Origin of the sequence: Serratia symbiotica (genome assembly GCF_000821185.2) — a bacterium.
GTDB classification, from domain to species: domain Bacteria; phylum Pseudomonadota; class Gammaproteobacteria; order Enterobacterales; family Enterobacteriaceae; genus Serratia; species Serratia symbiotica.
Map to the genome: position 1 here is coordinate 3,076,248 of NZ_CP050855.1, position 17,174 is coordinate 3,093,421.

15 protein-coding genes are annotated in these 17,174 nt (G+C 53.5%); 4 read left to right on the top strand and 11 right to left on the bottom strand.

Going from position 1 to position 17,174, the window contains the following annotated elements:
- Window positions 1-501 precede the first annotated feature (501 nt).
- Together SYMBAF_RS18215 and SYMBAF_RS18220 are read right to left on the bottom strand one after the other, a co-directional pair.
- Window positions 502-645 carry a hypothetical protein gene (locus tag SYMBAF_RS18215; protein ID WP_318839311.1) on the bottom strand — a complete coding sequence of 48 codons (144 nt, stop codon included), beginning with the start codon at window positions 643-645 and terminating at the stop codon, window positions 502-504.
- 1 nt (window position 646) lies between these two features.
- Entirely contained in the window at window positions 647-946 is a 300-nt protein-coding gene (locus SYMBAF_RS18220) for a hypothetical protein (protein WP_318839312.1), read from the bottom strand.
- Between the two features lie 547 nt (window positions 947-1,493).
- Here SYMBAF_RS18220 and pdeR point away from each other — a divergent pair.
- Window positions 1,494-3,485, top strand: a complete 1,992-nt coding sequence (gene pdeR / locus SYMBAF_RS15255) for a cyclic di-GMP phosphodiesterase (protein WP_040263778.1) — start codon at window positions 1,494-1,496, stop codon at window positions 3,483-3,485.
- Window positions 3,486-3,502: 17 nt separating this feature from the next.
- Here the strand turns inward: pdeR and SYMBAF_RS15260 are convergent, their stop codons facing one another.
- Window positions 3,503-4,369 (bottom strand): crotonase/enoyl-CoA hydratase family protein, encoded by an 867-nt coding sequence (locus SYMBAF_RS15260; protein ID WP_040263780.1) that lies wholly within the window; start codon window positions 4,367-4,369, stop codon window positions 3,503-3,505.
- 334 nt (window positions 4,370-4,703) lie between these two features.
- Between SYMBAF_RS15260 and yhjD the strand changes: the two genes are divergently transcribed.
- Complete coding sequence (gene yhjD / locus SYMBAF_RS15265; protein ID WP_040263782.1) at window positions 4,704-5,708, top strand: inner membrane protein YhjD; 1,005 nt, start codon at window positions 4,704-4,706, stop codon at window positions 5,706-5,708.
- Between the two features lie 96 nt (window positions 5,709-5,804).
- Here the strand turns inward: yhjD and ilvC are convergent, their stop codons facing one another.
- Window positions 5,805-7,280, bottom strand: a complete 1,476-nt coding sequence (gene ilvC, locus SYMBAF_RS15270) for a ketol-acid reductoisomerase (RefSeq protein WP_040263784.1) — start codon at window positions 7,278-7,280, stop codon at window positions 5,805-5,807.
- Between the two features lie 180 nt (window positions 7,281-7,460).
- Here ilvC and ilvY point away from each other — a divergent pair, with 180 nt between their 5' ends.
- Entirely contained in the window at window positions 7,461-8,348 is an 888-nt protein-coding gene (gene ilvY, locus SYMBAF_RS15275) for an HTH-type transcriptional activator IlvY (RefSeq protein WP_040263786.1), read from the top strand.
- Between the two features lie 65 nt (window positions 8,349-8,413).
- On the opposite strand, the gene ilvA is transcribed toward ilvY, so the two are convergent.
- The 6 genes from ilvA to ilvL form a co-directional block, all read right to left on the bottom strand.
- Entirely contained in the window at window positions 8,414-9,958 is a 1,545-nt protein-coding gene (gene ilvA, locus SYMBAF_RS15280; RefSeq protein ID WP_040263788.1) for a threonine ammonia-lyase, biosynthetic, read from the bottom strand.
- A gap of 4 nt (window positions 9,959-9,962) precedes the next feature.
- Entirely contained in the window at window positions 9,963-11,813 is a 1,851-nt protein-coding gene (gene ilvD / locus SYMBAF_RS15285; protein ID WP_040263790.1) for a dihydroxy-acid dehydratase, read from the bottom strand.
- A gap of 63 nt (window positions 11,814-11,876) precedes the next feature.
- Window positions 11,877-12,803, bottom strand: coding sequence for a branched-chain amino acid transaminase (locus SYMBAF_RS15290; protein WP_040263792.1), 927 nt, complete (start codon window positions 12,801-12,803; stop codon window positions 11,877-11,879).
- Window positions 12,804-12,840: 37 nt separating this feature from the next.
- Window positions 12,841-13,074, bottom strand: coding sequence for an acetolactate synthase 2 small subunit (gene ilvM, locus SYMBAF_RS15295; RefSeq protein WP_040263794.1), 234 nt, complete (start codon window positions 13,072-13,074; stop codon window positions 12,841-12,843).
- On the bottom strand, window positions 13,071-14,717 hold the full coding sequence (gene ilvG, locus SYMBAF_RS15300; protein ID WP_040263797.1) for an acetolactate synthase 2 catalytic subunit: 1,647 nt from the start codon (window positions 14,715-14,717) through the stop codon (window positions 13,071-13,073). Before ilvG ends, ilvM begins: the two co-directional genes overlap by 4 nt.
- Window positions 14,718-14,859: 142 nt before the next feature.
- The gene (gene ilvL / locus SYMBAF_RS15305) at window positions 14,860-14,955 is read right to left on the bottom strand and encodes an ilv operon leader peptide (protein ID WP_071985801.1); all 96 of its coding nucleotides are present in this window, start codon (window positions 14,953-14,955) and stop codon (window positions 14,860-14,862) included.
- A gap of 277 nt (window positions 14,956-15,232) precedes the next feature.
- Here ilvL and SYMBAF_RS15310 point away from each other — a divergent pair, with 277 nt between their 5' ends.
- A complete protein-coding gene (locus SYMBAF_RS15310) occupies window positions 15,233-16,756 on the top strand; it encodes a YifB family Mg chelatase-like AAA ATPase (RefSeq protein ID WP_040263799.1) in 1,524 nt (507 codons plus the stop codon).
- Window positions 16,757-16,776: 20 nt separating this feature from the next.
- On the opposite strand, the gene SYMBAF_RS15315 is transcribed toward SYMBAF_RS15310, so the two are convergent.
- Window positions 16,777-17,115 carry a MaoP family protein gene (locus SYMBAF_RS15315; RefSeq protein ID WP_006709302.1) on the bottom strand — a complete coding sequence of 113 codons (339 nt, stop codon included), beginning with the start codon at window positions 17,113-17,115 and terminating at the stop codon, window positions 16,777-16,779.
- Window positions 17,116-17,174 lie beyond the last annotated feature (59 nt).

Here is a 17,174-nt window from a genome sequence, read left to right on the forward strand (position 1 = left end):
CTATCCACACAACAGCATCCCGTTTTACTGGCAGTATAAAGAGCCATAAATGAAATAGCGCAGCCACTTATGGTTCCATTAGTTTTGCATAAATGATATTTCCTGTTCACATATGCAGATATGTTAATCATTTCAGCATAATTGTCTACCGTTATAGCACCAGAAATAAAATAACATTATGATTTTATAGATAAAATTAAGAAAAATCAGGCGCGAATGATATTAAATACTTAAATTTTTTATATTGATGCAACAGAACAAACACTGGAGCCATTTGCCAGACTATCGCCGCCCGCCGTTTACCCACGATGACCGTTGTTCTTTCTGGCCACAATCCCAGCATAAGCGCTCCTACTGACATCAGTGCCAAGCAGCTTTCGTCTAATGCCGACATTAAGATAAAAAAGGCCAGGATTACTGATCTGACCCTTTTGTGGCCTTGGGAATATATTGCTGTTCAGTCACCATATGAGATCTCATCTTGCCCATGTAATCTCTCATTTATCTTTCTGTATTGCGATAACTTTCTTTATACTTCTCTTTCTGTTCTTCTTTCAGCAGGTTATACATCTTATTTTCAACTTTGGCGTGTTCCAACAGGCGTTCGGGTTGCACTTTACTGATGGCATCAATTTTATTTTTCACTTTATCGAAACGGCAAGACACAAGTAGGTTTATGCAATGCATGGCGATCTCCTTTCACCCCCTCTGTGCCAAGTTTTCGGTGCAGCTCTTTTAGAGTATCACGTATTTGCAAGCTTTGATTTCCGGTCAAGTTAGGCCCCTTAAGCAGGCTTCCTTTTGCTTGAATATCGAGGTTATACATCGTTGACATCGGAATAACATCCGCAGCAAAATCCATAGAAGCAGGTGCCAAAGCAAAGGTAGAAGAGAAAAATAAAGCGGTCAATTTATGCATAATCATTTCATTAAAAATTTTTTTCATCAGGAATGCTGTCAGTTAATAAGCGCATGGGGTCATTCAGATATAATGATAGATGAGTAAAATTAAAATAATGTGAGTCAATGTAAGTTTTTTAAATATGTAATGATTTTATTCACTAATGATGAAGGTACTATGAAAATAATGTTTATTCGGTTGAATTTTCAATTATCCGACAAATCAGAATTCTACCCTGTGAGAGGCAATTAGCTTATGGCCTGCGACAGTATAACATGTGCTTATATGTTAATATTGCAGCAGTATGCCAACGGCTTTCACCACCGCCAGCGTGATCCACTGCTGCTCCAAATCGCATACCAATTCCTCACAATCAAGGCTTCTGTTTCAATTTTTTAAGCGAGTCACCGACAAAAGTGATTGGTATATCATAAAATCAATTATTCCTTATATAATAGTTTTATTGTCCATACCTATCGGTGAAAGACATGTTATATGATGGTAATACATACATAGCGACCACTACCGGGTCATGTATTCGCCGCTATGTTCACCGCGAACACTGGCTGCGCGGTTCTCTGGAGGGATCATCATGTTCGCAGACCAAAGCTCCACACTTCACACCCATTTCGGCACTAATAGCCCTTATTGGCGACTGGCATTTGACAGTAATGCTCTGGTACTGTCCGCCGTCAAAGGAAAAGCGCATGTCGCGGTGGCGCTCAGCGCTACGCAGGCGGCAAAAATCCACCGGCTGGGCGGTGTAACCTCCAATCTCGACCTCATCATTAAGTTGGCTGGCGAGCCGATACATCTGCACCTGGTGGGCCGACGCATTAACAAACTGGAATGGGCTGGCACCGCTTCGGCCTTTAGCGATACCAAATCGGTAGCGCGTGACCTGGTGCATGGTTTGTCCTTTGCCGAACAGGTGGTCTCGGAGGCCAACTCGGTGATTGTGATTGTTGACCAACATGGCCGCATTCAGCGCTTCAATCGCTTGAGTGAGGAATATACTGGCCTGCGTGAGCAAGATGTGATCGGCAAAAGCATCTTTCAACTGTTTATGAGTCGTGAGGAAGCCAAAGCATCCAAGCGCAATATCGCCGGTTTCTTTCGCAACGGTTTCTCCTATGAAGTAGAACGCTGGCTAAAGACGGTGAAAGGCGAACGGCTGTTCCTATTTCGCAACAAGTTTGTCCACAGCGGTAGTGGCAAAAACGAGATGTTTCTGATTTGCTCCGGCACCGACATCACCGAAGAACGACGTGCGCAGGAACGCCTGAGAGTGCTAGCTAATACCGATATCATTACCAGCCTGCCCAACCGCAATGCCATTCAGGAAAAGATCACCCAGGTCATCGCCACACGCAAGGACAGCCACGTTGGGCTGGTATATCTCGATCTCGACAATTTCAAGAAGGTGAACGATGCCTACGGCCATATGTTCGGCGACCGCCTGCTGGTTGAGGTGTCGCTGGCGATCCTTGACTGCCTAAAGCAGGATCAGGTGCTGGCCCGGCTGGGCGGCGACGAATTCCTGGTGCTAGCACAACAAGCTGACCACGATATGCTGCAAAACCTGGCGCAACGCATCATCGAGCGGCTAAAAAAGCCCTTCCGTATCGACCTGATCGAAGTCTATACCAGTTGCTCGATCGGCATCGCACTGTGTCCAGAGCATGGCAATGATCTCGACAGCCTGATCCGCAGCGCCGATACCGCCATGTATGTCGCCAAAGATCATGGAAAGCGCAGTTTTGCCGTATTCTCATCGGAGATGAACAAACGTGTAGCCGAGTATATGTGGTTAGATACCAATTTGCGCAAAGGGCTAGAGCAGAACCAACTGGTGGTTTATTATCAGCCGAAAGTCGATACACGCAGCGGTGAAGTGCGCAGTGTGGAAGCCTTGGTACGCTGGAATTCACCGGAGCGCGGCTTGGTACCACCGCTGCAATTTATCTCCTACGCCGAGGAATCCGGGCTGATCATCCCGCTGGGCCAGTGGGTGCTGCAAACTGCCGCCAAACAAGCTGCAAAGTGGCATTTGAAAGGGCTGAACCTGCGAGTAGCCATCAACCTTTCAGCGCGTCAGTTAGCCGATGACGGCATCGTCAACTCGCTGATCGATGTCCTGCAACATAACCGAATGACGCCTTGCCTGCTTGATTTCGAACTGACGGAAAGCAGCCTGATGGAAGATGAAACGCGTGCGTGCACCCTGATCGCTCGGCTGCGCGAGTTGGGTGCCCAGGTGCAGCTCGATGATTTCGGTACCGGTTATTCTTCACTGGCTCAGTTGGCACGCATTCCGCTCGACGCCATCAAGCTGGATAAAAGCTTCGTGCACGGGGTGAATTGCAATCCGGTGTCGCAGTCGCTGGTGCGTGCCATCGTTGCCGCAGCGGAGGCACTTAAATTCAGGGTGATCGCCGAAGGTGTCGAAACCGAAAGCGAGAATCATTTCCTCGACGAAGTTGGCGTGGATGAAAAGCAAGGGTTTTTCTTTGCGCAGCCAATGCCCCCGAAACAATTGGAGCATTGGCTGCAATCTTATCGCTCGTCTTCCTCCACAATGTGATACGAGCACATTAACCCTCAGCTAGTATGTTGCAGGTTAAACGTGTGACGATTTTGTAGCGTCACTAGTCGTTCAATATAGGCGTGATCTCTCTCCTCAATGGTAAAGGCAGAGTGCACCCAGTCCTCAGTGATATCCATCAGTTCGGAGCGCGTGAGCTGCAATACCCGCTGGCGCGCGCGCAGCATGGCACGCATGCCGTTCAGCTTGGGACGGATAGTGTCGATAAAGGTGCGGGTGGCCACATAAGCATCGCCGGGCTGGAACAGTTTATCCACCAGGCCACGATTTTCAAACCACTCGGCGGTGTGTGATTCACCGCCCCAGATTAACTCTTCCGCCAGCCGCATGTTGGCCTTGCGCGCCACCAGCGAATAACCGCCCATACCGGGGAACAGGTTGAAGGCGATCTCTGGGAAGCCCATACGGACGTTACTCTGTGCCAACACAAAGTGGTGCGCCAAGGCGGCTTCAAAACCGCCGCCCAGCGCACTACCTTCCACCATCGCAATGCTCACTGCGCCGGTATCAAAGCCACGCGAAGCCGCATGCACGCAATCGATGCAGGCGCGAGCGTAGGCCATCATCGCCTCTCGCTTGCGGTTTTTGATCGCGCTGGCGAAGAATTGCAAATCACCACCAGCATTGAACATTTTCGGCACCAGTGAACCGGTGACCCAAAAATCGAATGGCAGTGACGATTCTTTTGCGGCTTGCGCCAACGTCATGACGTCTTCGATCAATGCCTGATTAAAACACGGGCGTGGTTCAGCACGTAGCAGCATCCACATGATGTGCCGTCCTTCCTCATAATAGGCGGAGATCTGCGACAGATGACCCGCTTCAGTAAACGGACGGCAGGCGGGGTGATTAAGTAATTTCATATAACCTTCCATTTTTCTCTTGATTTCAGGTGAGACTGTTCGAGCCTTAATGGCTGTAAATGCACGCTCGATAAACTGCAGCGCTATTACCATCAGTAAACGTTTTTTTGCCGATGAAACAGCTAAAATTGGAGGGATACGAGTGAGAGAAGCCGCGCCAGCACTGGGTTTTTATAAGAATTTTACTTATTGCTCCCCCCGGTATTTCATACCGAAAGCTAACGCGCTAAGTTCAGGAACTGGCCGTTTTCCGCACTGGGTAGCCAAATCAGCAGGTGCTTTGGCTATAATCAAATTTGCGACACATTTTGACCGTCAAGGAAATCGTGAAGTAATGCCTACAGGATCAAATTCAGATAAAAAATGCCAACAATCGCAGCAGGAAGAGCAGAGCAAACCGCTTTTCGCCATCAAAACCGGTCATGAGCAGATCGATCGACGCATCTGCAGTTTTTCACGCTGGGTGGCGGGTATTAAAGCCAGGCCGAGCATGGCGCATTTGCTGCGCGCAGCAGAACGCTTTAATGATCGTTTGGGCAATCAGTTCGGCGCGGCCATCACCTACTTCTCATTTCTATCGCTGATCCCCATCCTGATGGTGTCATTTGCTGCTGTGGGCTTTGTGCTGGCGTCCAATCCCGATCTTTTGGCCAAATTGATCAACCGGATTGTCGGTAGCATCAGCGATCCAACGCTGGCCAGCACGCTAAAAAACACGGTCAATACCGCCATTCAGCAACGCACCACCGTTGGACTGACAGGTCTGGTGCTGGCGCTGTATTCGGGCATCAGTTGGATGGGTAACCTGCGTGAGGCGATCCGCGCTCAGTCGCGCGACATCTGGGAGCGCAACCCGCAGGATCAGGAAAAAGTCTACTTCAAATACACCCGCGATTTTATCTCGCTGATCGGCTTGGTGGTGGCGCTGATCATTACGCTGTCGCTGACCTCAATCGCCGGGTCGGCTCAGGCGGTGATCGTCAACGCACTGGGGCTGGATGGCATCGAATGGCTGCGGCCAGCGATGACGCTGATTGCACTGTCGATCTCCGTTTTCGCCAACTATCTGCTGTTTTTGTGGATCTTCTGGATGCTGCCACGCCATAAGCCGAAGAAAAAGGCGCTACTGCGCGGCACGCTGCTGGCCGCCATCGGTTTTGAAGTGATCAAATTCGTGATGACCATGACGCTGCCACAGGTGGCAAAGTCACCCTCTGGTGCGGCCTTTGGTTCGGTGATTGGGCTGATGGCCTTTTTCTACTTCTTTGCCCGCCTGACGCTGTTTTGTGCCGCCTGGATCGCCACCGCTCAGTACCAAGAGGATAAAACTTTGCCGTAACCTAAGAACCTATCCCATTAGGTTCAAAGCAGTCGGTTCGCTGAAGCAACGCAACCATGCCGATCACATTACCGTGATCGGCCTTTAGTATGGTGATTAGCCCGCTACAGCGATGCGTTTCATATCGGTCATGTAGCCACGCAGTGTGCGGCCAATGGATTCGATGGGGTGGTTGCGTACCGCTTCGTTAACGTCGCGCAGTTGGGCGTTGTCTACCCTAGTGCTGGCAACGGGTTTACCCAGGTCACCCGCCTGTAGCGTGGTCATGAACCTTTGCAACAATGGCACCGCAGCGTTAGCAAACAGGTAGTTGCCATACTCGGCAGTGTCAGAGATAACCACGTTCATTTCGTACAGACGCTTACGTGCGATGGTGTTGGCAATCAGCGGCAGTTCGTGCAGTGATTCGTAATACGCTGATTCTGCAATGATGCCAGCATCAACCATGGTTTCAAACGCCAGCTCAACCCCTGCTTTCACCATCGCCACCATCAGCACGCCATGATCAAAGTATTCCTGCTCACTGATTTTTCCTGCAAACTGCGGCGCATTCTCGAACGCGGTTTGGCCGGTCTCTGCACGCCAGGCCAGCAGCTTCACGTCATCTTCGGCCCAGTCGGCCATCATGCCGCTGGAGAAAGCGCCGGAGATGATGTCGTCCATATGCTTCTGGAACAGCGGTGCCATGATCTCTTTCAGTTGTTCAGACAGCACATAAGCACGCAGCTTGGCCGGATTGGACAGGCGATCCATCATCAGGGTGATACCGCCCTGTTTCAGCGCTTCGGTGATGGTTTCCCAGCCGAACTGTATCAGTTTCTCGGCGTAAGCCGGGTCGGTACCTTCAGCCACCAGCTTGTCAAAGCACACCAGCGAACCCGCCTGCAACATGCCGCACAGAATGGTTTGCTCGCCCATCAGATCGGATTTCACCTCGGCGACGAAGGAGGAGCCTAGCACGCCGGCTCGGTGGCCACCCGTCGCCGCCGCCCAAGCCTTGGCAATAGCCATACCTTCGCCTTTCGGATCGTTTTCCGGGTGAACCGCAATCAGGGTCGGCACGCCGAAACCACGTTTGTATTCTTCACGTACTTCAGTGCCTGGGCATTTTGGTGCCACCATCACTACCGTGATGTCTTTGCGCACCTGCTCGCCCATTTCAACGATGTTGAAGCCGTGAGAATAGCCCAGCGCCGCACCGTCTTTCATCAGCGGCTGCACCGCGCGTACCACAAAGGAGTGCTGTTTGTCCGGCGTCAAGTTAACCACCAGGTCAGCCTGCGGGATCAGCTCTTCGTAGGTACCTACATTGAAACCGTTTTCGCTGGCTTTACGCCATGAAGCACGCTTCTCGTCGATGGCTTCCTGGCGTAGCGCATAAGCCACGTCCAGACCTGAATCACGCATGTTTAGGCCCTGGTTCAAGCCCTGCGCACCACAGCCAACAATCACCACTTTTTTACCTTTCAGGTAATCCGCTTCATCAGCAAATTCGTCGCGTGCCATAAAGCGGCATTGACCCAATTGTGCCAACTGCTGCCGCAGGTTCAATGAGTTGAAATAGTTAGCCATGATGATACTCCAGTCAGATGCTGATTCGATTTAGGTTATTGATGTTATTTTCATACCCCCGCTCTGTCTGTGCAAAGAGGCGTTAAACTCACTGTATCGTAGGAAATCCGTTGCTTAAATTGATATATTACGAACGTTATATTGCAATTTATGCAACCCACTTACCGCGAGTGTGACGATATGGATTTGCGTGATTTAAAGCTGTTCCTCCATCTTGCTGATAGTCACCACTTTGGTCGCACCGCCAAGGCGATGCACGTTAGCCCATCGACGCTATCCCGCCAGATCCAGCGGCTGGAAGCGATCCTTGGGCAACCGCTGTTTTTACGTGATAGTCGCACGGTGAAACTCACCGATGCCGGCGAACAACTTAAGCAGTTTGCCCAGCAGACGCTGCTGCAATACCAGCAATTGAAACACGCGCTCGGCCAGCATGGCTCTTCGCTGAGTGGCGAGCTGCGGCTGTTCTGCTCGGTCACCGCTGCTTACAGCCACCTGCCACCCATCCTCGACCACTTTCGCGCGCAGCACCCACTGGTGGAAATTAAACTGACCACGGGTGATGCTGCCGATGCGGTCGACAAAGTGCAGTCCAGCGAGGCTGATCTCGGCATCGCTGGCCGGCCAGAAACCCTGCCGACCAGCGTGGCGTTTACCCAAATCTGCAAAATCCCGCTGGTGCTAATCGCCCCGGCACTGCCCTGTGCGGTGCGCACTCAGGTCTTTACCGAGCAGCCCATCTGGGCCGATATTCCTTTTATCCTGCCAGAACACGGCCCATCACGAAAACGCATCGAGCTGTGGTTCCGCCACCAACGCATCAGCAATCCGCTGATTTACGCCACCGTTGGCGGTCATGAAGCCATCGTGTCGATGGTGGCTCTGGGCTGTGGCATCGCACTGATCCCCAGTGTGGTGGTGGATAACAGCCCGGAACCGGTACGCCAGCGTATCTCACCATTGGAAAATGTTTCGATGGTCGCCCCCTTTGAACTGGGGGTTTGCGTACAAAAGAAACGCCTCAGCGATCCGTTGATCAATGCATTTTGGCGTTTACTGCCCCCGTAATTCGGCAGGGCGTTAATGCTGAAAACCCTGTCTCCGTTAAACCCCTGGGGTAGGCCACCTTTATATCAGCCCTGCAAAAAAAAGCGGAACGCCGGGTTATCAGTTTCATCGTGGCAGTCATAGCCCAGCGCCTGTAGGTGTTGTTCAAATTCAGGTTCGGTCTGCGACAGCTCAAAGCCCGCCAACACACGGCCAAAGTCGGTGCCATGGCTGCGGTAGTGGAACAGCGAGATGTTCCAGCAGGTACCCAGCGTTTGCAGGAACTTTAACAGCGCTCCCGGTGACTCCGGGAATTCAAAACTGTACAAACGCTCGCACAGCGCTCTCGATGGACGCCCACCGACCATGTAGCGCACATGCAGTTTGGCCATTTCATCATCGGACAGATCCACGACCTGATAGCCGCCACGATTTAGCTCGTCGATGATCTCCAGCCGCTCGGCATGGCCGCTCGTCAAACGCACGCCGACGAAAATGCAGGCGTTGTTCGCATCAGCGTAGCGGTAATTGAATTCGGTCACCGCGCGGCCGCCTAGCAGTTGGCAGAACTTAAGGAAACTACCCTGCTGCTCTGGAATAGTTACCGCCAATAAGGCTTCACGCTGTTCGCCCAGTTCGCAGCGCTCGGACACGTAGCGCAAGCCGTGGAAGTTCAGGTTGGCACCGGACAGCACATGCGCCAGGCGTTCACCCTGAAGGTTGTGGCGCTGCACGTATTTCTTCAGCCCAGCCAATGCTAACGCGCCGGAAGGTTCAGCGATGGCACGCACATCCTCAAACAGATCTTTAACCGCAGCGCAGATGGCATCACTGTCTACGGTAATCACATCGTCCAGATATTGGCGGCACAAGCGGAAGGTTTCATCACCGATACGCTTCACCGCTACACCTTCGGCAAACAGCCCGACGCGTGACAGATCCACCGGCTGACCAGCGTCCAGCGCCGCCCGTAGGCAGGCGGAGTCCGCCGCTTCTACGCCGATTACCTTAATTTGCGGCATCAATTGTTTGATCAGCACCGCCACGGCGGCGGCCAAGCCACCGCCGCCGACCGGCACAAATACCCGGTCAAGATGTGCGTCCTGTTGCAGCAACTCCATCGCCAGTGTGCCCTGCCCGGCGATCACCATTGGATGATCGAACGGTGGCACAAAGGTCACGCCCTGCTGTTGGGAAAGTTCGATCGCTTTGGCTTTAGCCTCGTCAAAATTGGCTCCGTGCAGCAGCACTTCACCACCAAAGCCGCGTACTGCATCCACTTTGATATCCGCAGTGGATACTGGCATCACGATCAAGGTTTTGATCCCCAGCCGTTTGCCGGAGAAGGCAACACCCTGCGCGTGGTTGCCCGCTGAGGCAGTCACCACGCCACGTGCTTTTTGCTCTTCGCCCAGACTGGCGATCATTGCGTAGGCTCCACGCAGCTTAAAACTGTGCACCGGCTGGCGATCTTCACGCTTTACCAGAATAGTGTTGCCCAGGCGCGCAGAGATCTTGTTCATGGCCTGCAAAGGGGTGACCTGAACCACCTCGTAAACCGGCGAGCGGAGCACCGCTCGCAAATATTGCGCACCGCAGGGGGCGTCAGGTAAGGGTTGTGATACCGCCATGCCGTTAGCCTCCCAGCTTGCTCTTGTCACGCACTGCGCCTTTATCGGCGCTGGTGGCCAATGTTGCATAGGCACGCAGTGCGAAGGAGACCTGACGCTCACGATTTTTGGGTGTCCAAGCCTGGTCGCCGCGCGCCAATTCGGCTTCACGACGTGCAGCCAACTCGCTGTCCGGCACGTCCAGCACCATACTGCGTTTTGGAATATCGATGTCGATCATGTCGCCATCTTCAATCAAGGCAATTAGGCCGCCGTTGGCCGCCTCCGGTGAAACGTGGCCGATGGATAGGCCGGAAGTGCCACCGGAGAAACGACCATCGGTGATCAACGCACAGACTTTGCCCAACCCCATCGACTTCAAATAGGTGGTTGGATACAGCATTTCTTGCATGCCCGGCCCGCCTTTCGGCCCTTCGTAGCGGATCACCACCACGTCACCGGCCACCACTTTGCCACCGAGAATAGCTTCTACTGCGCTATCCTGGCTTTCATAGACTTTTGCGGGGCCACGGAATGTCAGGTTGTCTTTATCGACGCCAGCGGTTTTTACAATGCTGCCGTCTGCCGCCATGTTGCCGTATAACACCGCCAATCCCCCTTCCAGGCTAAAGGCGTTTTCCAGTGAACGAATGCAGCCTTGAGTACGATCGTCGTCCAACGTGTCCCACCGGCAGTCCTGCGAAAACGCCTGAGTGGTACGGATGCCCGCCGGGCCAGCGCGATACATCTTTTTGACCGCCTCATCCTGAGTCAGCATGATGTCGTATTTATCCAAGGTTTCAGGCAGTTTCATACCGAGGATATTATTGACATCGCGGTTCATCAGACCAGCGCGATCCAGTTCGCCCAGAATGGCTAGCACACCTCCAGCGCGGTGCACATCTTCCATATGGTACTTTTGGGTACTCGGTGCCACTTTGCACATGTGCGGCACCTTGCGCGACAGACGGTCGATGTCTGCCATGGTGAAATCGACGGCACCTTCCTGAGCCGCTGCCAACAAGTGCAACACGGTGTTGGTCGAGCCGCCCATGGCGATATCCAACGTCATGGCGTTTTCGAACGCCGCCTTGTTGGCGATGCCACGTGGCAGTGCGCTCTCATCACCTTGCTCATAGTAACGCTTGGTCAGATCCACGATGCCTTTACCAGCATTAAGGAACAGATATTTGCGGTCGGCGTGTGTCGCCAGCAGCGAGCCATTACCGGGCTGCGACAAGCCCAGTGCTTCGGTCAGGCAGTTCATCGAGTTGGCAGTAAACATGCCGGAACAAGAGCCGCAAGTCGGGCAGGCAGAACGTTCAATTTGTGCGCTGTCAGCATCGCTGACGTGCGGGTTGGCACCTTGGATCATCGCATCAACCAGATCCAGCCTGATCAGCTTATCGGACAGTTTGGTCTTACCGGCTTCCATCGGGCCGCCGGAAACGAAGATCACCGGAATATTCAGGCGCAGCGATGCCATCAGCATGCCTGGGGTGATTTTGTCACAGTTGGAAATGCACACCATGGCATCAGCGCAGTGGGCATTCACCATGTATTCGACCGAGTCGGCGATCAACTCGCGTGATGGCAAGGAATAGAGCATGCCGCCGTGGCCCATGGCGATACCATCGTCCACCGCAATGGTGTTGAACTCTTTGGCGATACCGCCGGAAGCCTCGATCTGTTCGGCAACCAGCTTGCCCAAATCGCGCAAATGGACATGACCCGGAACAAACTGGGTAAAGGAATTGACCACCGCAATAATCGGCTTGCCGAAATCGGCATCGGTCATCCCGGTCGCGCGCCATAATGCGCGGGCACCAGCCATGTTACGTCCATGGGTGGTGGTGGCGGAACGGTACTTAGGCATGCTCTTTTCACTCCAAATGCATTGATTAAGGCGGCGAATGAACCGCTTTCTTATTTTTATTTATTATGAGTTTACCGAGTCTAACCAGCCGTATTTATCTTCCGTTTTTCCGGTAAACAGGCCAAAGAACGCCTGCTGAATCTGTTTGGTCACCGGGCCACATGTGCCGATACCGACCTGGATACCATCAACGCTGCGCACCGGGGTGACTTCCACTGCCGTGCCGGACATGAACACTTCGTCGGCCAGGTACAACGACTCACGTGACAACATCTGCTCACGCACTTCAAAGCCCATGTCTTTCGCCAACTTGATGATGGCATCGCGGGTAATGCCCGGCAGGGCCGCAGAAGTGAACGGTGGGGTGTACAGCACACCGTCTTTGACTTCGAACAGGTTTTCGCCCGCACCTTCAGAAATAAAGCCGTGCACATCGAGCGCGATGCCTTCCTGATAACCGTGGCGGCGCGCTTCACTACCCACCAGCAGCGATGAAAGGTAGTTACCGCCAGCCTTGGCTGCCGTGGGAAGGGTATTTGCCGCCATGCGCTGCCAGGAGGAAACCATCGCATCAATGCCTTGATCCAATGCCTCTTCACCCAGATACGTTCCCCAAGGAAACGCCGCGATGATCACATCTGTTTTATAACCGGCTGGCGGGCTGGCACCCATGCCTACATCGCCGACAAACACCAACGGACGAATATAAGCGCTGACCAGATTGTTTTTACGCAACGTGGCGCGGCAGGCTTCCATCAATTCGTCAACGCTCTGCGATACCGGCATGCGGTAGATCTTCGCCGAATCGTGCAGACGCTGCATATGCTCACGGTGACGGAACACTACCGGGCCTTTGTGGGAATCGTAGCAGCGCACCCCTTCAAACACGGACGTACCATAGTGCAAAGCGTGCGACATCACGTGCACCTTGGCTTCAACCCATGGAACCATCTCACCATTGAACCAAATATAATCGGCTTTCTTCGTCATTGTTGTATATCCTTCTTCCTTTGCGTTGTTGTGAGGATTATTGCTGGATCTCAACACAAGAGACACCCATCAATTTACTTAACTGGGATGACAGCAGACTAACCGGGCGCTGGCTGGTAACAGTTAATTCGATAGTAATATTGTCGGTATTTAGCGCCGAAACCATATGCATGCTAGAAACCTGAAAACCACGATGACGCACGACACGCAATACACGCTCTAACATTTCAGGGCGAGATTGCGCCCGGATCGAGAGTTGATGCTGCATCATGATATTCCCTCCAACATGGTCTCATTGCCAGCACCCGGTGGCACCAGCGGCCAGACGTTATCGAGTTCATCGATCGCTACCTGTAACAGATAAGGCCCGGCGTTATTGAACATAGCGTCTAGCGCGTCTGCAACCTGATCTTTGCGGCTAATGTGCTGGCCGGGAATACCAAAGGCGGCCGCCAGCATCAGAAAATCAGGGTTGTCGGAGAGGTTGGTCTCGCTGTAGCGGCCATCGCAGAATAACTGCTGCCACTGGCGAACCATTCCCAAACGCTGGTTATCCAGCAGCACGATTTTCAGTGGCAGTTGCTTGCGCTTGATGGTGCCCAACTCCTGCACGTTCATCATGAAAGAGCCATCGCCCGATACGCAGATCACCGTATCTTCCGGGCGAGCCATCTGAGCGCCCACTGAGGCTGGCAAGCCGAACCCCATAGTACCCAACCCACTGGAGGTGATGAAGTTCTCCGGGCGTTCAAATGTCATATGCTGCGCGGCCCACATCTGGTGCTGGCCGACGTCAGTGGTCACCACACTGTTGGCCGGTTTGCGCGCCGAAAGCTGCTTCAACAGCAGCGGTGCATAGATCAACTGGCCTGGGTGATCATATCGCCAGGCGTGGGTTTCTTTTCGCTCCCTGACCCATTGCTGCCAAGCGGTGATGTTCAGCGGCTGCTGTAGCGCTGGTAGCAGGGCTTTCAAATCGCCCTGTAACGCTACATGCGCCTGACGCAGTTTGCTCATCTCCGCCGGATCGATATCCATGTGAATCACTTTAGCCTGTGGGGCAAAGGCGTTCAGCTTGCCGGTGACGCGATCATCAAAACGTGCGCCAACGGCGATCAGCAGGTCGCACTCCTGCACTGCCAGATTGGCAGCCTTGGTACCGTGCATGCCCAGCATGCCGAGGTAGCACGGGTGCTCTGCATGCGGTGCACCCAGCCCTTTCAGCGTGACGACATGCGGCATACCGGTGACCGCGATAAACTCACGCAGCGCTGGCACCGCCTGCGCCATGCCAACTCCACCGCCAACGTACAATATCGGCTTGTGCGCCTGAGCCAACAGATCAGCAGCCTGCGCTAGCGCCGCAGCCGGGTAATCGAATGCCCCGTCTACCGGCATCAAATGCGGGCGTAGTTCGCCCTGTGCCAGTTGGATGTCTTTCGGGATATCGATCAGTACCGGGCCGGGGCGGCCACTGACAGCGATGGAGAAAGCTTCCGCCATGATGCCCGGCAGCGCATCCAGGGATCCCACCAGAAAACTGTGTTTGGTACAGGCCAGGGACAGGCCGAGAACATCGATCTCCTGAAAGGCATCAGTGCCGATCAGCGCAGAGCCCACCTGGCCGGTAATAGCGACAACTGGAACAGAGTCAAGCAGTGCGTCGGCCAGGCCGGTGATCAGGTTGGTGGCACCGGGGCCAGAAGTGGCGATACACACGCCGACTTTGCCGGTGGAACGGGCATAGCCAATGGCGGCCATCGCCGCGCCCTGCTCATGGCGGCACAGCAGGTGTTCCACGCCACCGTCATACAACGCATCATACACCGGCATAATTGCGCCGCCCGGATAGCCGAATACGATTTCCACACCCTGCGCACACAGCGCCTGAACGACCCATTGAGCTCCATTCATTGTTATTTCCCCGCCTTATTGCAACAACTGTAATATTTTGCTCTGTTTTTCATTTTCTGCCTCTCGCTTCACTTTTCTCTTGCCAATAAAAAACCCCCGAACCTTGCGGTGCGGGGGTTTTCTTGCGATTCCGGCTTGTTTTCTAAGCCTTTCTTCGTCCAAGTGTAGCCCCGCATGGTGGGATAATCACCACCACGCTAATCACGACTAGGCTAATCACTTGGGCAAAAACTTTCATAATAGGCTTGTTTACTGTGCTCGTTTCGAACTAATACTTATAGAGTTACCATAGTCGTATGCGGCATGACAACACTTTTTTGCGTTATTATCCGACGCAATACTGCACCTGAACTCTATTAGTGGGTATTACCATCCACTGTGAAACCGTTCGCAAAAAAATGCTATCTACATGGGATCATGTAATTTTTCTGCGAATTATCCAGAAAAAACCATCATGACAACACGTAACAGCGGGATAGATCACGCATCATGTTGTCCTCAGTAAGGAGAGCAATATGTCACTAGCGGTTATCTATACCCGTGCCACGATCGGCGTGCAGGCCCCTTCGGTTATGGTGGAAGTGCACATCAGCAATGGCCTGCCCGGCCTAACGTTAGTCGGCCTGCCGGAAACCACGGTAAAAGAAGCACGTGACCGGGTTCGCAGCGCATTGATTAATAACGGCTTCACTTTTCCCGCCCGACGAATCACTGTTAATCTGGCACCGGCCGATCTGCCCAAAGAAGGCGGCCGTTATGACCTGCCGATTGCGCTAGCGATCCTCGCAGCTTCCGAACAACTGCCCATCGAGACGTTAGCACGCTATGAATTTCTCGGCGAACTGGCACTATCCGGTGCACTGCGACCGGTCAGAGGCGCGATCCCGGCAGCGCTGGCAGCAGCAGAAGCCGGGCGTAGGCTGATCCTATCAGCAGACAATGGTCACGAAGTCGGCCTGATAGCGCAGGGCGAAACACGGGTAGCGCAGCACCTTTTGGAGGTATGTGCCTTCCTGCTCGGCCGGGGAGAACTACCAACCGCCATCGCGCCACCCACTGCTAATACACAGCAAGAATCAGCCAATTTGCAAGATATTATCGGCCAGGGACAGGCTAAGCGAGCGCTGGAGATCGCCGCAGCCGGTGGGCACAACCTGCTGCTGATCGGCCCACCGGGTACCGGAAAAACCATGTTGGCCAGCCGCCTGACCGGCCTGCTGCCACCCTTAACCGAGCAGGAGGCGTTAGAAAGCGTGGCGTTAGCCAGCCTGCTGCGCCATGATATAGAGTCTTTACCTTGGCGACAGCGGCCTTTTCGCGCGCCGCATCACAGCGCCTCGATGGCCGCGTTGGTCGGGGGAGGATCTTTGCCGCAGCCAGGTGAGATCTCCATGGCACATAACGGAGTATTATTTCTGGATGAACTACCTGAATTCGAACGCAAGGTGCTCGACGCGCTGCGTGAACCCTTGGAATCCGGTGAGATCGTGATTTCACGCGCCAACGCAAAAGTCTGTTTTCCCGCACGGGTGCAGTTGATCGCCGCGATGAACCCCAGCCCGACCGGGCACCATCAGGGTGCGCATAACCGCGCTTCCCCTCAGCAGGTGTTGCGTTATTTGAGCCGACTTTCCGGGCCTTTTCTCGATCGTTTCGACCTGTCGATCGAAGTGCCACTATTGCCGCCGGGTATTCTCAGCAAGCGCCGGACAGAGGGAGAAAATAGCGCTCAGGTGCGCACACGAGTTATGCAGGCGCGCGTTAGGCAGCTTCATCGAGCCGGTAAAATCAATGCACTACTGAGCAATCAAGAAGTGGAACGGGATTGCTCGTTGCAGACAGCGGACGCTGAGTTTCTGGAAAACACCTTACACACCCTGGGATTATCGGTTCGTGCCTGGCAAAGAATTTTGAAAGTGGCGCGCACACTGGCTGATTTAGCGGGAGATAGAGATATTGATAAACGCCACTTGGGCGAAGCACTGGGCTACCGCAGCATGGATCGTCTGCTGTTGCAGTTGCATCGCCGCCTGGAGTGAAATGAAGCCATCAGGCCCCATCAATCATCGCTGTCGGTATAGTCTTCCACGACATCAGCCTGCGGTTTACCGCCAGACAGAGTATGGAATTTTTTCGGGCGGCGTGTGCGCACCAGATATTTAGCCCAGACTTTTTCCTGCTCGGTAACCGGCTCACGTACACCGTGACACACTGCGACGAACTGTTGTTCTTCTGCAGTGACTGGCTGGCGTTTGCCAGCGTCCAGCTCGTTGAATGCATACCCGAAACGCTCTAGCAATTGCGCTTCTTTAATGGTGAAATCACCGTGACGGGAGAACCCGCGGGGATAATGTTTATTATCAAAAAAACGATTGGTCGTGGTGAAACTATCCGCCATCTGACACGCTCCTAGTCTTCTCATGGTCGTGCTGTTATGGCGCGGAGTATTAGATAGGC

Coding starts and splice junctions, on each gene's coding strand:
- SYMBAF_RS18220 (WP_318839312.1), bottom strand. CDS start 946: ATGAAAAAAATTTTTAATGAAATGATTATGCATAAATTGACCGCTTTA.
- pdeR (WP_040263778.1), top strand. CDS start 1,494: ATGTTCGCAGACCAAAGCTCCACACTTCACACCCATTTCGGCACTAAT.
- SYMBAF_RS15260 (WP_040263780.1), bottom strand. CDS start 4,369: ATGAAATTACTTAATCACCCCGCCTGCCGTCCGTTTACTGAAGCGGGT.
- yhjD (WP_040263782.1), top strand. CDS start 4,704: ATGCCTACAGGATCAAATTCAGATAAAAAATGCCAACAATCGCAGCAG.
- ilvC (WP_040263784.1), bottom strand. CDS start 7,280: ATGGCTAACTATTTCAACTCATTGAACCTGCGGCAGCAGTTGGCACAA.
- ilvY (WP_040263786.1), top strand. CDS start 7,461: ATGGATTTGCGTGATTTAAAGCTGTTCCTCCATCTTGCTGATAGTCAC.
- ilvA (WP_040263788.1), bottom strand. CDS start 9,958: ATGGCGGTATCACAACCCTTACCTGACGCCCCCTGCGGTGCGCAATAT.
- ilvD (WP_040263790.1), bottom strand. CDS start 11,813: ATGCCTAAGTACCGTTCCGCCACCACCACCCATGGACGTAACATGGCT.
- SYMBAF_RS15290 (WP_040263792.1), bottom strand. CDS start 12,803: ATGACGAAGAAAGCCGATTATATTTGGTTCAATGGTGAGATGGTTCCA.
- ilvM (WP_040263794.1), bottom strand. CDS start 13,074: ATGATGCAGCATCAACTCTCGATCCGGGCGCAATCTCGCCCTGAAATG.
- ilvG (WP_040263797.1), bottom strand. CDS start 14,717: ATGAATGGAGCTCAATGGGTCGTTCAGGCGCTGTGTGCGCAGGGTGTG.
- ilvL (WP_071985801.1), bottom strand. CDS start 14,955: ATGAAAGTTTTTGCCCAAGTGATTAGCCTAGTCGTGATTAGCGTGGTG.
- SYMBAF_RS15310 (WP_040263799.1), top strand. CDS start 15,233: ATGTCACTAGCGGTTATCTATACCCGTGCCACGATCGGCGTGCAGGCC.
- SYMBAF_RS15315 (WP_006709302.1), bottom strand. CDS start 17,115: ATGGCGGATAGTTTCACCACGACCAATCGTTTTTTTGATAATAAACAT.